Origin of the sequence: Streptomyces sp. NPDC057616, assembly GCF_042800575.1 — a bacterium.
Classification (GTDB): Bacteria; Actinomycetota; Actinomycetes; order Streptomycetales; family Streptomycetaceae; genus Streptomyces.
Window position 1 is genome coordinate 1 of record NZ_JBHVGU010000081.1, and the last position, 13,321, is coordinate 13,321.

The 13,321-nt window shown below is 73.0% G+C and carries 15 protein-coding genes; 9 read left to right on the plus strand and 6 right to left on the minus strand.

The window, feature by feature from the left end; all coding sequences use genetic code 11:
- Positions 1 to 676: TIGR01777 family oxidoreductase (locus ACFU97_RS45570; protein ID WP_384269093.1), on the plus strand; the 676-nt coding region annotated here is incomplete at its 5' end.
- Positions 677 to 784: 108 nt separating this feature from the next.
- Entirely contained in the window at positions 785 to 1,738 is a 954-nt protein-coding gene (locus tag ACFU97_RS45575; protein ID WP_384269095.1) for a trypsin-like serine peptidase, read from the plus strand.
- 72 nt (positions 1,739 to 1,810) lie between these two features.
- Here ACFU97_RS45575 and ACFU97_RS45580 read toward each other — a convergent pair whose 3' ends face one another.
- On the minus strand, positions 1,811 to 2,608 hold the full coding sequence (locus ACFU97_RS45580; RefSeq protein ID WP_384269098.1) for an SDR family NAD(P)-dependent oxidoreductase: 798 nt from the start codon (positions 2,606 to 2,608) through the stop codon (positions 1,811 to 1,813).
- An 87-nt stretch (positions 2,609 to 2,695) separates the two neighbouring features.
- On the opposite strand from ACFU97_RS45580, the gene ACFU97_RS45585 reads away from it, so the two are divergent.
- Both ACFU97_RS45585 and ACFU97_RS45590 read left to right on the plus strand, forming a co-directional pair.
- Positions 2,696 to 3,547, plus strand: coding sequence for a helix-turn-helix transcriptional regulator (locus ACFU97_RS45585; protein ID WP_384269101.1), 852 nt, complete (start codon positions 2,696 to 2,698; stop codon positions 3,545 to 3,547).
- Positions 3,548 to 3,831: 284 nt separating this feature from the next.
- Complete coding sequence (locus ACFU97_RS45590; protein ID WP_384269130.1) at positions 3,832 to 4,938, plus strand: NAD(P)/FAD-dependent oxidoreductase; 1,107 nt, start codon at positions 3,832 to 3,834, stop codon at positions 4,936 to 4,938.
- A gap of 214 nt (positions 4,939 to 5,152) precedes the next feature.
- Here the strand turns inward: ACFU97_RS45590 and ACFU97_RS45595 are convergent, their stop codons facing one another.
- Positions 5,153 to 5,779 (minus strand): TetR family transcriptional regulator, encoded by a 627-nt coding sequence (locus ACFU97_RS45595; RefSeq protein WP_384269104.1) that lies wholly within the window; start codon positions 5,777 to 5,779, stop codon positions 5,153 to 5,155.
- Between the two features lie 58 nt (positions 5,780 to 5,837).
- On the opposite strand from ACFU97_RS45595, the gene ACFU97_RS45600 reads away from it, so the two are divergent.
- The 3 genes from ACFU97_RS45600 to ACFU97_RS45610 all read left to right on the plus strand — a co-directional run bounded on the left by ACFU97_RS45600 (position 5,838) and on the right by ACFU97_RS45610 (position 9,134).
- Positions 5,838 to 6,524, plus strand: coding sequence for a class II aldolase/adducin family protein (locus tag ACFU97_RS45600; protein ID WP_384269107.1), 687 nt, complete (start codon positions 5,838 to 5,840; stop codon positions 6,522 to 6,524).
- The gene (locus ACFU97_RS45605) at positions 6,521 to 7,450 is read left to right on the plus strand and encodes a carbohydrate kinase family protein (RefSeq protein ID WP_384269110.1); all 930 of its coding nucleotides are present in this window, start codon (positions 6,521 to 6,523) and stop codon (positions 7,448 to 7,450) included. The genes ACFU97_RS45600 and ACFU97_RS45605 overlap by 4 nt, the downstream gene beginning before the upstream one ends.
- Before the next feature lie 124 nt (positions 7,451 to 7,574).
- On the plus strand, positions 7,575 to 9,134 hold the full coding sequence (locus tag ACFU97_RS45610; RefSeq protein WP_384269114.1) for an MFS transporter: 1,560 nt from the start codon (positions 7,575 to 7,577) through the stop codon (positions 9,132 to 9,134).
- A gap of 46 nt (positions 9,135 to 9,180) precedes the next feature.
- Here the strand turns inward: ACFU97_RS45610 and ACFU97_RS45615 are convergent, their stop codons facing one another.
- Positions 9,181 to 9,579 carry a VOC family protein gene (locus tag ACFU97_RS45615; protein WP_384269117.1) on the minus strand — a complete coding sequence of 133 codons (399 nt, stop codon included), beginning with the start codon at positions 9,577 to 9,579 and terminating at the stop codon, positions 9,181 to 9,183.
- 117 nt (positions 9,580 to 9,696) lie between these two features.
- Between ACFU97_RS45615 and ACFU97_RS45620 the strand changes: the two genes are divergently transcribed.
- Complete coding sequence (locus ACFU97_RS45620) at positions 9,697 to 10,686, plus strand: helix-turn-helix transcriptional regulator (RefSeq protein WP_384269119.1); 990 nt, start codon at positions 9,697 to 9,699, stop codon at positions 10,684 to 10,686.
- Positions 10,687 to 10,691: 5 nt separating this feature from the next.
- On the opposite strand, the gene ACFU97_RS45625 is transcribed toward ACFU97_RS45620, so the two are convergent.
- Positions 10,692 to 11,129 (minus strand): VOC family protein, encoded by a 438-nt coding sequence (locus tag ACFU97_RS45625; RefSeq protein WP_384269121.1) that lies wholly within the window; start codon positions 11,127 to 11,129, stop codon positions 10,692 to 10,694.
- 128 nt (positions 11,130 to 11,257) lie between these two features.
- Between ACFU97_RS45625 and ACFU97_RS45630 the strand changes: the two genes are divergently transcribed.
- Positions 11,258 to 11,905: a DinB family protein gene (locus ACFU97_RS45630; protein WP_384269124.1), complete on the plus strand. Its 648-nt coding sequence runs from the start codon at positions 11,258 to 11,260 to the stop codon at positions 11,903 to 11,905.
- Here the strand turns inward: ACFU97_RS45630 and ACFU97_RS45635 are convergent.
- Complete coding sequence (locus ACFU97_RS45635; protein ID WP_384269133.1) at positions 11,867 to 12,616, minus strand: LuxR C-terminal-related transcriptional regulator; 750 nt, start codon at positions 12,614 to 12,616, stop codon at positions 11,867 to 11,869. The two genes, ACFU97_RS45630 and ACFU97_RS45635, sit on opposite strands and share 39 nt — an antisense overlap.
- Before the next feature lie 181 nt (positions 12,617 to 12,797).
- A partial coding sequence (locus ACFU97_RS45640; protein ID WP_384269127.1) for a C40 family peptidase occupies positions 12,798 to 13,321 on the minus strand: 524 nt, incomplete at its 5' end.

Genomic DNA, 13,321 nt, shown 5'->3' on the forward strand with positions numbered 1-13,321 from the left:
CCGGTGGACCGACGCGTACAAGAGGGAGATCCGGGAGAGCCGGGTGCACGGCACCGAGGCCCTCGCCGCGGCGATCGGTGCGTGCGGGAAGCCGCCGGCGGTGTTCGTGTCGGGGTCGGCCGTCGGGTACTACGGCGACACCGGGACGCATGAGGTGGACGAATCGGCCGGCCCCGGGGACGACTTCCTGGCCGGCGTCTGCCAGGACTGGGAGGCCGCCGCCGAGGGCGCGCGGGCGGCCGGCACCCGCGTCGCCACCCCCCGCTTCGGAATCGTCGTCTCGGCCGAGGGCGGCGCCATGGGCCGCCTGCTGCCGCTCGCCCGTGCGGGGCTCGGCGGACGCCTCGGCAGCGGCCGGCAGTACTGGAGCTACATCTCCCTTCCCGACACGGTCCGCGCCCTGCGCCACGTCATCGACACCGACTCCGTCGGCGGCCCGGTCAACCTGACCACCCCGCACCCGTCGACCAACCGGGACATCACCGCCACCGTCGGCGAGACCCTGCGCCGCCCCGCGCTGCTGACCGTCCCCGACTTCGCCCTGCGGCTGGCGCTCGGCGAGTTCGCCGACGGCATCCTGATGAGCCAACGCGTCCTGCCCACCCGCCTGCTGGAGTCCGGCTTCTCCTTCGAGCACCCGACCTTCGCGGACGCCCTGGGAGCGGCACTCGGCTGAGACCCGCGGCGGTGGTGGTGGGCGAAGCAGGGGTGAAGCCCACCGCGAAAGGGCAGCACCGAGGTAGCGGAATCTCGATCATGCCCGTGCCCTTTTGGAGGGGGATCAGTGCGCAGAACCAGAGTCCTCCCGTACGCCGCCGCCTTCGCGGCCGCCCTGATGGTGGGGACCGGGCTCGCACCGGCCGCCGTCGCCCAGGCACCGGCCGCCGGCCACGCGGTCGCCCCCGAGCTCGACACGTACTGGAACGCGGCCCGGATGACCGCCGCGCTGCCCTTCGACGCGGACCGGGAGGGCGAGGCACAGCCCACGGATGACGGGCCGCGCCCCGGCGAGCACATCCCGCCGAGCCGCAGCTTCGACGGCATCCCGCAGGCCGGCACGTTCTTCTGGACCGACGCCACCGGCACGGGCCGCACCTGCAGCGGCTCCGTGGTGCGCAGCCCCGGCCGCGACCTGGTGCTCAGCGCCGGGCATTGCCTCAAGGGGTACTCCGGCGCCTCTCCCAAGCGCCACCTGGGCTTCGTGCCGCAGTATCACGACGGCCTGAAGCCGTTCGGCATCTTCCCGGTGAAGGACGACGGCGTCTACGTCGCGCAGGAGTACTACGACCTCGGTGAGCACGCGGGAGCGGCCTACGACGTCGGCTTCGCGGTCACCGGTCCCAACGAGGACGGAAAGCGGCTCGAGGACCTGACGGGCGGGGTCCAACTCCTCACCGACACCGGATACTTCCACGTCCCGGTCCGGATGATCGGGTACCCGGCCAACGCGGCCAAGCCGCTGGAGTGCTGGAGCTGGACCACCGAGTGGCCCAGCGACGACCCGGCCGACCCGGGCACGTTCCTGCGCATCGCCTGCGACGCCTTCGTGGGCGGGACGAGCGGCGGTCCCATGCTGGTGCCGCGGCCGGCCGGCTGGGCGGTGATCGGGGTCATCGGCGGCTACCACACCGGCGGCGACACCCCGCAGGTGTCCTACAGCGCCTACTTCAGTACCGCCGTGCGAGCCCTCTACCGCGCCGCCGTCACCGGCGCACCGCCCGCGGGCCCCACCACCTGACGCCAATCGGACGGCCCGTGCGTCCTGACGCACCCCGGAGGCCCATGCGCCCCGGCCGGCGCGTGCCGGTGCTCAGGCGCGGATGCCGCCGTCCACGCTGAGCACCGTGCCGTTGACGAAGGAGGCGCGGTCCGAGAGGAGCCAGGCCGCTGCCTCCGCGATCTCCGACGGGTCGGCGGCGCGGCCCAGCGGGGTCTGCGCCGTGAGCTGGTCGACGATGCCGGGAGAGCTCGCCTCCCACGCGTCGATCATCTCGGTGAGCGTGGTGCCGGGGGCGATGGCGTTGACGCGGATGCCCTCGGGACCGTACGTGGCCGCGGCCGAGGCGGTGAGGCTGTTGACCGCCCGCTTCGCCGCGCCGTAGACGGGCAGCCAGGGGTTGGCCATCAGGCTGCCGACGCTGGAGGTGTTGACGATCGCCCCGCGGCCCGCGGTGGCCCGGATCGCGGCTACCTCGGCACGCATCGCCAGCCACGGGCCCTTGAGGTTGACGGCGAGGACATGGTCGAAGTCGGCCTCCGGCAGCCGGTCCATCGGGCCGGGCTGCTGGATCGTGGCGCCGTTGTTGAAGGCGACGTCGAGGCGGCCGTACAGCTCCACGGCCCGGTCGACGGCCGCGGACACGCTCGCCGGGTCGGCCAGGTCGCAGCGCACGTGGTCGGCCGTGCCGCCGGCCGCCCGGATCTCCTCTGCCACCGCCTTGAGCTGGGACTCAGTACGGGCCGCGAGCAGCACCCGGGCGCCCTCCCGGGCGAAGAGCCGCGCCGCGGCGGCGCCGATGCCGCGGCCGGCACCGGTGACGAAGGCGACCTTGCCGGCGAGGAGGCCGGGGCCCGTGGTGGACGGGTTGTGCACAGGTGTCGTAGTCATGGCGTCGAGCCTGTGCCCGGCCGCGGAGCCCATCCAGGCACCGGCAGTACCTGGCTCGGCCCCGCGCCGTCCGCGCACACTGGACCGGTGGACCGACGTGAACTGGCCGACTTCCTGCGCAGCCGGCGCGAGCGCATCACCCCCGCCGACGTGGGCCTGCCCGCCGGGCCGCGCCGCCGCACCCCGGGCCTGCGCCGCGAGGAGGTGGCGCAGCTGGCGTACATCTCGACCGAGTACTACACGCGCCTGGAGCAGGCGCGCGGCCCGCATCCCTCGCGGGAGGTGCTCGCGCAGCTCGCCCGCGCCCTGCGCCTGTCGGACACCGAGCGCGATCACCTCCACCACCTCGCCGGCGTCCCGCCCGGGCCCCGGCCCGGCCCCTCGCGGGAGGTGCGCAAGAGCGTCGTCGACCTCCTGCGCCGGCTACCCGACGCGGCCGCGATCGTCGTCTCGGCCACGTACGAGGTCATCGCCTGGAACGATCTGGCCGCCGCGCTGATGGAGGACTTCTCCGCCCTCACCCGCCGGGACCGCAACCTCGTACGGCGCGCGTTCCTCGGCCCGCACCAGCCGGGCCGGCGGCTCTACGGCGTCTCGGACGCGGACGAGTTCGTACGGTCCTCCGTGCAGCATCTGCGCGCCGTTGCGGCCCGGTACCCCGACGACCCCGAGGTGACCGGGCTGGTCGCCGAACTGCTCGACGGCAGCGAGGAGTTCGCCCGGCTGTGGGCCGCCCACGAGGTGGCCGCCACGCCCACCCTCTGCAAGACCTTCGAGCATCCCCTCGTCGGCCGATTCACCGTCACCTGCGACGTCCTCGACATCACCGACCGCGACCAGCGCGTCGTCATCTACACCGCCGCCCCCGGCTCGCCGTCCGAGGAGGCGCTGCGGCTGCTGTCGGTGGTCGGCACGCAGCGGATGGACGTGCCGGGCTGAGCCGGCAGGGATGGACGTGCCGGGCTGAGTCGGCGGAGACGAACGGGCTGGGTTGACCGGCAGTGACGAACGGGCCGGGTCGACCCGGCGGAAAGCGGGGCGGCGGAAAGCGGGATCTCCGGCGTAAGGTCACCGAGCCACTCATTCACCGCGCAAGGCGCGCCCCGGGCCGGCATCGGCCGGCTCCGGCGCCGGCCTTCGGAAGGGACGGCCTCTTGTCCTCCTCATCCACCTTCCGCTCCGTTCCCCCGACCGCGGACGTCGTGATCATCGGCGGTGGCGTGATGGGTGCCAGCGCCGCGTTCCACCTCGCCGAGGCGGGGGTGAGCGACGTCGTCGTGGTCGAGCGCGGCGAACTCGCCTGCGGCAGCTCGGGCAAGCCGATCGGCGGGGTCCGCGCGCAGTTCTCCGACCCGCTCAACATCGAGCTGGGCAGCCGCAGTCTGCGCGCCTACGCCGACTTCGCGCACCGCCCCGGCGCCGACATCCGCCTCGACACCGTCGGCTACCTCTTCCTGCTGACCACCGAGCAGCAGGTCACGGAGTTCGAGGCAGGCGTCAGGACCCAGAACGCACTGGGTGTCCCCACCCGTATGATCTCCCCGGACGAGGCCCGCCGCCTGTGCCCCTACGTCAGCACCGACGGCCTGGTGGCCGCCGCCTACTCGCCGGAGGACGGGCACGCCCGCCCCCGCCTGGTCGTCCAGGGCTACGCCGACGCCGCCGCCCGGGCCGGGGTCACCTTCGCCACACACACCACCGTCACCGGCCTCGACACCGCCGGCGACCGCGTCACCGCCGTCCACACCGACCGCGGCCGGATCGACTGCGGCACCGTCATCTGCGCCGCGGGCGCCTGGTCGGCGCAGATCGGCGACATGGCGGGCCTCCACCTCCCGGTCCGGCCGGTACGGCGCCAACTCGCCTTCACCGAACCGCTCGTGCCCCCCGCGCCGCGCATCCCGTTCACGATCGACTTCGCCTCGACGGCCTACTTCCACAACAGCGACGACGGCCTGCTGTTCGGCCTCGCCGACCCCCGCGAGCCCGACGGCTTCGACACGACCTGGACCCCGGAGTGGCTGGAGCTGTTCCGCGAGGCCGTACGCCAACGGGCCCCGGGACTGGCCGGGATGAGGACCGTCGACGGCTGGGCCGGCCTCTACGAGGTCACCCCCGACCACAACGCCCTCATCGGCCGCTCCCGCGAACTCGTCAACTTCCTCTACGCAACCGGGTTCTCCGGCCACGGCTTCCTCCAGGGCCCGGCCGTCGGCGAGATCCTGCGCGATCTGCACCTGGAGCGCGAGCCCTTCGCCGACATCTCCCCGTTCGGCGCCGACCGCTTCCACTCCGGCGCCGAGACCCGCCCGGAGGCCCACGTGGTGTGAACCGGCCTCCCTCAGCGCCCGTTGAAGATCCGGGGCGGCGGCCTCACGCCCGCTCGGCGATCGCGGCGAGATACCCCCGCAGCATGACCTTCGCCTCCTCCAGGATGTCTCTCACCGCGGACGCCTCGCCCAGAGGCCATGCGCCGCGACGCGACAGGTGACGCGGAGTGTGAATACGGCCTCCTTCAGCTCTCGTTGAGGATCGAGACCGGCCTCACGCCCGCTCGGCGATCGCGGCGAGATACCCCCGCAGCATGACCTTCGCCTCCTCCAGGAGGTCCGCGTCGCCTGTCGCGTCGCGGCGGAAGGCCTCCTGGGCGAGGGCGTCCGCGGTCAGGATCGCGGTGAGGCAGGACCGGGCGAGCCGCTCGTCGTCGCGGGCGAGGCCGAGGGCGAGCAGGATGCGGCGGATGCCGTCGGCCATGCGGCGCTTGTGCGCACGGTCGGCGGCCCGGGTCCGCTCGGTCAGCCCGCTGCCGAACCACAGTGCCCGGAAGCCGTGTTCGGTGCGGTAGATCGCGGCGAACTCGTCCACGAGCACGCCGACCGGGTCCTCCCAGCGCCCGGCGGACGCGGCCCCCGCGAGCGCGTCCATGGCGGCTTCGAGCCGGGCGAAGTAACCGGCCGCGAGCGCGTCGATGATCGCCTCGCGGTCGGGCAGGTACTGGTACAGCGAGCCGACCGAGACCTTCGCCTCGGCGGCGACGCGGGTCGTGGTGAGCGCCTCGACGCCCTCCACGATCAGGACCCGCTCGGCGGCCTCCAGGACCCGCGCCAACCGGGCCTTGCTGCGCGCCTGTTGGGGGGTGCGGCGCAGCGCTGCGGTGGTCGGCTCGTTCACGAAACAACCTCCGAATCCGAACGTGACTTTGTTTCACCTTTGGGTTAGGTTCCCGCACATGACCGACTCAAGCGCGGTGCTGGGTCAGGAGCGGGCCGCCGTCGCCGACGCCTGCCGCCGACTGGGCGCCGAGGGCCTGCTCATCGGCACGGCCGGGAACGTCAGCGTGCGGGTGGGGGAGCGGGTCGCGATCACCGCGACCGGGGCGGTACTCGCCCGGCTCAGCCCGGACCAGGTGACCGTGGTCGACCTCGACGGGAACATCGTCGACGGAAGCCTGGAACCCACCTCCGAACTCGACCTCCACCTCGGCGTCTACCGGCGCTACGGCACCTGCGCGGTCGTCCACACCCACGCCCCGATGGCCACCGCGCTCTCCTGCGTCCTGGACGAACTGCCGTGCATCCACTATCAGTTGCTCGCCCTGGGCGGTAACGTCCGGGTCGCACCGTACGCCACCTTCGGCACCCCCGAACTGGCCGAGTCGGTGCTCACCGCGCTCGAGGGACGCGGCGCCGCGCTGATGGCCAACCACGGAGCGGTCACCCACGCCACCACCCTGGACCGGGCCGTCGAGCACGCCCTGCTCCTGGAGTGGGCCTGCGGCGTCCACCAGCACGCCACCGCCTTCGGCACACCCCGCGCCCTCGACGAGGCACAGCAACTCGCGGTCATCGAGGCCGCGATCGCCCGCGACTACGGCACCACCCACCCCGTACCACCCGCGCAGGAGGGAACCCGATGAAGGTCGTCACGATGGGCGTGCACGTACTGGACGTGCTGGTACGGCCGGTGGAGGAGATACCCGAGGGCCAGGGCGCCACCCTCGTGGACGACATCCGGATGACCGCGGCCGGCACGGCCGCCGGCACCGCCCTCACCCTCGCCAAACTCGGCGCCTCGGTGCGCACCACCGGCGCGATCGGCACCGACCCGACCGGCGACCTGCTCATCCAGCTCCTCGACCGGGCGGGCATCGACACCGAGTTGCTCGTCCGCCGCAGCGACACCTCCACCTCCGCGACCGTCCTGCCCATCCGCCCCAACGGCGAGCGCCCCACCCTCCACCTGCTGGGCGCCAACATCACCTACGGCCTCGACGACGTGCCCTGGGACGCCGTCGCCGAGTCGACGCATCTCCACCTCGGCGGCCCCGAACTGATCGGCGCCGACGTCGCCGCGCGCATCCTGGCGCACGCCAAGGAGCACGACGTGGTCACCTCCGTCGACCTCCTCGCCCCCGGCGCACTCGGCACCTACGACCAGATCGAGCCGCTGCTGCCGTACGTCGACTTCCTGCTGCCCAACGACGACCAGGTGCACGGCTTCAGCGAGGAGGAGGACCTCCTCACCGGTGCCCGCAAGTTCCTGGCCGCGGGGGCCGGCCTCGTCGCCGTCACCCGCGGCGGCGACGGCGCGCTCCTGGTCACGACGGACGGCACCGAGACCGTCCCCGCCTTCGACGTGGACGTCGTCGACACCACCGGCTGCGGCGACGCCTTCTCGGCCGGGTTCCTGCGCGGCATCAGCCTCGGCCGCACCCCGCGCGAGGCCGCGATCCTGGGCTGCGCGGCGGCGGCGCTGGTGGCACAGGGCCTGGGCAGCGACCACGGCGACTTCGACCTGCCCGAGGCCGACGAGTTCGCGATGACCCACAAGACCCGTAGCTGACCCGGGCACGACCGTCGCCACTCGCGTCGCCGTGAGCGTAGATTCCGCGGTCGAGTGGTGACGGTCACGGGGGGAGCGTACGGTCGGACAGTGGACGGCACCGTTCACTGAGAGTTCACGCACTATGAGCAGCAGCCCCCAGCCCAGCCCCGCAGCACAGGCCACCTCCCGGGAACCGGGCGGCGGCGGAAACGGCATGGCGCTGCTGGTCATCGCCTCGTGCCAGCTGATGGTGGTCCTCGACATCACCATCGTGAACATCGCGCTGCCGCACATCCAGAGCGCCCTGGACTTCTCCACCACGAGCCTGTCCTGGGTGGTCAACGCCTACACGCTCACCTTCGGCGGCCTGCTGCTCCTCGGCGGGCGCACCGGCGACATCCTGGGCCGGCGGCGGATGTTCATCTTCGGCGTGCTGCTCTTCGCCCTGGCCTCCCTGCTGGGCGGCTTCGCGCAGAGCTCGGGCCAACTCCTCGCCGCGCGCGCCCTGCAGGGCGTCGGCGGTGCCATCGCCTCCCCGACCTCGCTCGCCCTGATCAGCACGACGTTCCGCGAAGGCCCGGAACGCAACCGGGCGTTCGGGGTCTTCGCCGCGGTCTCCTCCGGCGGCGGCGCCATCGGGCTGCTCGCCGGCGGAATGATCGTCGAGTGGCTGAACTGGCGCTGGGTGCTCTTCGTCAACGTGCCCATCGGCGTGCTCATCGCCCTGGCCGCACCCCGCTTCATCAAGGAGTCCGAACGCCACGCGGGCCACTTCGACATCGCCGGCGCGTTGACCTCCACCGTGGGCATGGTGCTGCTGGTCTACGGCTTCATCAGAGCCGCGCAGGAGGGCTGGCGGGACGCCCTCACGCTCGCCTCGTTCGCCGCGGCCGTCGTCGTCCTGGCCGGGTTCATCCTGATCGAGCGGCGCTCCCGGCAGCCCATCACCCCGCTGCACATGTTCGCCGACCGCAACCGCGCGGGCACGTACGGGATCATGCTGAGCCTCGCCGCCGCGATCTTCGGCATGTTCTTCTTCCTCACGCTCTTCGTGCAGGACGTGCTCGGCTTCAGCCCGCTCGAGGCAGGGCTTGCCTTCCTGCCGGTCAGCGCGGTGATCGCGGTCGGTGCCGCGCTCGCCTCGAAGTTCCTGCCCCGGTTCGGCCCCAAGCCCTTCATGGTGGTCGGCGCCGTCCTCGCCGCGGCCGGCCTGGCCTGGCTGACCCTGACCGACGTCGACTCCACGTACGCCGGCAGCATCCTCGGACCGATCCTCGTCTTCGGCCTCGGCATGGGCATGCAGTTCGTCTCGCTCACGCTCATGGCGCTCTCCAACGTCACCGTCCGGGAGACCGGCGCGGCCTCCGGACTCCTCAACGCCACGCAGCAGGTGGGCGGTTCGCTGGGCCTGTCCATCCTGGTCACCATGTTCGGCACGGCCAGCACGAACGAGGCGCACAAGCAGATCCCCCGCTTCCTGGCCCAGGCGACGCCGGCCGAACGCATCCGCTTCCGGCGCACCGGCCAGCTCCCGTCGCCCTATTCAGACCACGTCCTCACGGCCGGCGTCTCGGCCGCCTTCGTCATGGCCGCGATCTTCGCCGTGATCGCCGCGCTGATCGCGGTGGTGGCGATCCAGGTCAGGCCGTCGGACCTGGAGCGGCTGCAGGGCGGGGTGGGCCCGGGCACGGGACAGGACTGAGCGCCGGGATCTCAGGACTCCCGTACGACCGGGGGCGCGTGTCGTGTCAGCGCGCGAACTTCTCCACGGCCGCCGCCGTGACCGGGGTGAAGAAGTTGACGAGGTTGCCGTCCGGGTCGCGGAACAGCAGCGACCGGTTGCCCCAGGGCATCGTGGTGGGCCCGGCGACGAAGTCCGTGACGAAGCCGGTCAGGTTCCGGTGCACGCGGTCCACGTCGTCGACGAGGAACTCGGTGATCACGCTGTGGTTGTCCGCCGGGCGGGCGGAGTCCGGGGCGAACAGCGGGACGGTGCGGGTGCCGGCGATCGCCAGGGTGGCGCCCGAGGTCCTGAGCTCGGCGAAGTCCTCGGTGGCCCAGGTCGCCCGCGCCCCCGTGGCGCGCTCGTAGAACGCGACGAGGCGTGCCACGTCGCCGGTGATGATGCGGATCGAGACGAAGTCCATGGGAATCTCCTTGGCCGTGCCGGGCCGGCCTGTGCCGGCCGTGCTGAGGGCGTGTGTTCCGCAGGCTAGGAGAAATAGAGGACAGAATCGGTCCTGTATCGGAGCTAGGCTGCGCGCATGCCTCGACCCACCGGCCGCGTGCTGACACTGCTGGAACTGCTGCAGTCCGGCGGCACCCGGACGGTGTCCGAACTCGCCGACCGCCTCGGTGTCGAAGGGCGCACCGTGCGGCGGTACGTGAACCATCTGATCGATCTGGACGTGCCCGTGGAATCGGTGCGCGGCCGCTACGGCGGATACCGGCTCGCCCCGGGGTACCGCCTGCCCCCGCTCATGCTCGGCGACGACGAGGCGCTGGCCGTGCTGCTCGGCCTGAGCGCCGGCCGCCGGGCAGGGCTGACGACGGCGGAGCGCACGGCGAGCGAGACGGCGTCGGCGAAGATCCGCCGGGTGCTGCCCCGGCACCTGGCCCGCCGGCTCGACGCCCTGCTCGACGCGCTCGCCTTCACGGATCATCCCGGCGAGCTCGACACCCCCGACGCCGAGGTCCTGCTCACCCTGGCCGATGCCGTCCGCCACCGCTGCCCGGTCTCCGTCCGCTACACCGACCGCGACGGCCGGCGCAGCGAACGCACCCTGCACGCCTACGGGGTCGTGGCCCACGGGAGCCGCTGGTACGTCACGGGCCACGACGCGGGGATCGGCGAGGACCGAACCCTGCGGCTCGACCGCATCGCGGACGCGCGCACCCTGCCCGGCTCGTTCGGACCGCCCGCGGGCCTCGATCCGGCGCAGCGGGTGCTGTCGGCCTTCGTCACCGCCGAGTACCGGCACCGGGTGACCCTGCGCGTCCAGGCCACGGCCGAGCAGATCCGCGCCCACCTTCCCGACAGCGTCGCAAAGCTGGAGGAGTGCGCGTCGGAGGCGGGCGAGGACACCGCGGGCGGCGGCTGGCTGCGTGCCGAGATCCGGGCGGAGCGGCTCGACTGGCTGCCCGCGGTCCTCGCCGCGCTCGACCGGCCGTTCGTCATCGAGCGCCCCGGCGAACTGCGCGACCTCGTCGCCGCGCTCGCCGACCGCCTCGCGTCCCACGCCCGCCGAGGCTGACGCCGTCAGCCGCCCGAGACCGTCTGCCCGCCCCACTCCTCCGGGGCGACGTCCGCGAGGGTCTCCGAGAACGTCCATCGGTGACCGGCGGGGTCCTCGGCCGTGTACTGGCGCTCCCCGTACTCGAAGTCGGTCGGCTCCATGACGATCCGCGCGCCGTGTTCCCGGGCCCGCGCGCAGTGGGCGCGCACGTCGTCCACCCGTACCGTCACCGAGTGCGTGACCTCGCCCGGACGCGGGGGCCTGCGCTCCCCGTGCGTGTCACCGACGATCACGGCCCCGTCCCCGAAGGCGAGTTGGGCGCGGTGGTCCTCACCGATCCGCACCCGCTCGACGAACCCGAAGGCCGCGCCGAGCCATGCCACCGCCGCCCGCACGTCGGGATAGATCAGGACGGGGATCACGCTCGCCGAGGGGATCGAGCGGTTCGGCTTCAGGTTCATGGCCGACTCCCTGGAGTCGTTTATCGGGAGGCGGGTCGCCCGCCGGTCGTGCCAGGCTAGCCCGTCGGTACGCGCCGCCACCGGCGCCGCGTGCGGCCGTACGTCGCCGAGTTCGCCAGGGAGCGTCAGTGACCGCATCGCGCCTCGCGCCGCTGCTGGACCAGTTCGACTTCGCCTGCCGGCGGCTGGCCGCCCGTATGGCAGGACCGGTGATGGACAGCGGCGACGGAGCGGACACCGACGTCGAACCGCTGACCGGCGCCGAGTTCTTCTGGGAGCCCGTGCCGGACTGCTGGTCGGTACGGCGCCGGGTGGACGGGCCCGGTGCCCGCGCGACGCATCTGGCGGGCAGCGCCGACGGTGAATGGGGGCGCGACGCCGCGCCCTACCCGCACCCGTGGCCGCCGCCCTTCACCACCCTCGCGTGGCGGCTGAGCCACCTCGCCGAGATGCTGTTCCTGCGAGCCGAGCACACTTCGGGCAGCCACCGACTCACCCGGGACGACTACGTGGTCGCCGGAGACGTGACCGCCGCCCTAGCCGCCTTCGACACCGGCGTCACCGCCTGGCGGAAGGCGCTGCTGAGCGCCGGGGACGCGGCGCTCGACACGATCGGCCACTGCACCTATCCGCACGGCAGCGACCCGGAGGAGCCGTTCGTCGACATCGTGTGGTGGGTCAACCAGGAGGTCCTGCACCACGGCGCGGAGATCGCCCTGCTGCGGGACCTGTACCGCTCACGGCGTGGGGATCAGCCCCAGCCGCTGCGCCCGTAGCACCGTGCTGATGCGGTCCCTGGTGCCGAGCTTGCGGTAGATCTTCTCGACGTGCTTGTGGACCGTACGGTCCGAGATGCCGAGCCTGCGGCCGATCGCGGCGGCGGTCAGGGCGTCCGCCAGCAGGAGCAGCACGGTCAGCTCACGGGGCGTGAGGGCGCAGTCCGCGGCCCGTTCGGGCACGGACTGCGGGGCGGCCGACCGCTGCCAGCGCTCCAGGAGCTGCCGCTGCTCCTCGACCGCCGCCAGCAGCGGCTGCACCTGCTCGGCCGCGCGGACCTGGTCGTCGGTGAAGTCCGCACCGGAGCGGTAGACCATGCACCCGGTGATCGGCGTCGTCGTCCGCGGCAGCGGAATCGCCAGCACATGGTCCGCGTCCAGGACCTCGCCGATCAGTCGCGCGGTCGGGCTCGCCGACCAGGCGGAACCGGCGGTCCGGCGCGCGGTGAGGGGGGTGCGGTCGGGCCCTGCCGCGTAGCGGCGCGCGAACGGATAGCCCGCGCGCAGCAGGCCCAGCTCGTCCTCGGCGAGATCGTCGAACGCGGCGGCGACGGCGGGCGGGATGCCCACCGTGCCCTCGGTCTCGTTCCAGTCGTCGAGCTTGTAGACCAGGGTCTCGCCGCCGCACACGCCGGGCAGCGCACTCGCCAGCAGCGGCCACAGCCGCCCGGGATCACGCTCGTTGAGCGCGGCCACGGCCACCGACAGCATGCGCTCGTGTGCCGAACCCCGCGCCTGTCCCACGTGCCTCTCCGCTCGTCCGCCGTCTACGCAGTTGTACCCATACCGGCACCACCCTGCGCTGCCCGAGACTGCTACGGGCAACCGCGACGATCTCGGATCCACTCACCGTGCGGGCCGCCGGAGCGGGGGACCGGCGGCCCGCAGCCGTCTACGCGGGGCGCACGGCGATCCGCAGGGCCGCCTCGCCGGCGTTGTGGATCGACTCCTCGCGGATGACCGAACCAGGGCCGGGGGCATGGACCATCATGCCGTTGCCGGTGTACAGCCCGACGTGGCTGAAGTTGTCGTGGAAGAACATCAGGTCTCCGGGACGGCTCTCGGCGAGCGGGATCACCGTGCCGGTGCCCGCCTGCTCGGACGTGCTCCGGGGCAGCGCCACCCCGGCGGCCTTCCACGCGGCCTGGGTGAGACCGGCGTTGTCGTACGACTCCGGGCCGACCGCACCCCACAGGCACGGCCTGCCGATCTGCGCGCGGGCGAAGGCGACGGCCCGGTCGGCCTGGGTGCCGACGGGCGTCTCGACGGCGGGCACCCCGGTGTCGAGGACGCTGGGCTGCCGCATCCGCCACTCCTCGATGGCGGGCACCCCGGTGTCGAGGACGCTGGGCTGCCGCATCCGCCACTCCTCGATGGCGGGCACCCCGGTGTCGAGGACGCTGGGCTGTCGCATCC

What these genes read in the sequence shown, in the direction of transcription:
- ACFU97_RS45605 (WP_384269110.1), top strand. Translation starts at nt 6,521, where the DNA reads ATGAAGGTCGTCACGATGGGCGTGCACGTACTGGACGTGCTGGTACGG.
- ACFU97_RS45615 (WP_384269117.1), bottom strand. Translation starts at nt 9,579, where the DNA reads ATGGACTTCGTCTCGATCCGCATCATCACCGGCGACGTGGCACGCCTC.
- ACFU97_RS45580 (WP_384269098.1), bottom strand. Translation starts at nt 2,608, where the DNA reads ATGACTACGACACCTGTGCACAACCCGTCCACCACGGGCCCCGGCCTC.
- ACFU97_RS45635 (WP_384269133.1), bottom strand. Translation starts at nt 12,616, where the DNA reads ATGCTGTCGGTGGCCGTGGCCGCGCTCAACGAGCGTGATCCCGGGCGG.
- ACFU97_RS45620 (WP_384269119.1), top strand. Translation starts at nt 9,697, where the DNA reads ATGCCTCGACCCACCGGCCGCGTGCTGACACTGCTGGAACTGCTGCAG.
- ACFU97_RS45610 (WP_384269114.1), top strand. Translation starts at nt 7,575, where the DNA reads ATGAGCAGCAGCCCCCAGCCCAGCCCCGCAGCACAGGCCACCTCCCGG.
- ACFU97_RS45625 (WP_384269121.1), bottom strand. Translation starts at nt 11,129, where the DNA reads ATGAACCTGAAGCCGAACCGCTCGATCCCCTCGGCGAGCGTGATCCCC.
- ACFU97_RS45590 (WP_384269130.1), top strand. Translation starts at nt 3,832, where the DNA reads ATGGGTGCCAGCGCCGCGTTCCACCTCGCCGAGGCGGGGGTGAGCGAC.
- ACFU97_RS45600 (WP_384269107.1), top strand. Translation starts at nt 5,838, where the DNA reads ATGACCGACTCAAGCGCGGTGCTGGGTCAGGAGCGGGCCGCCGTCGCC.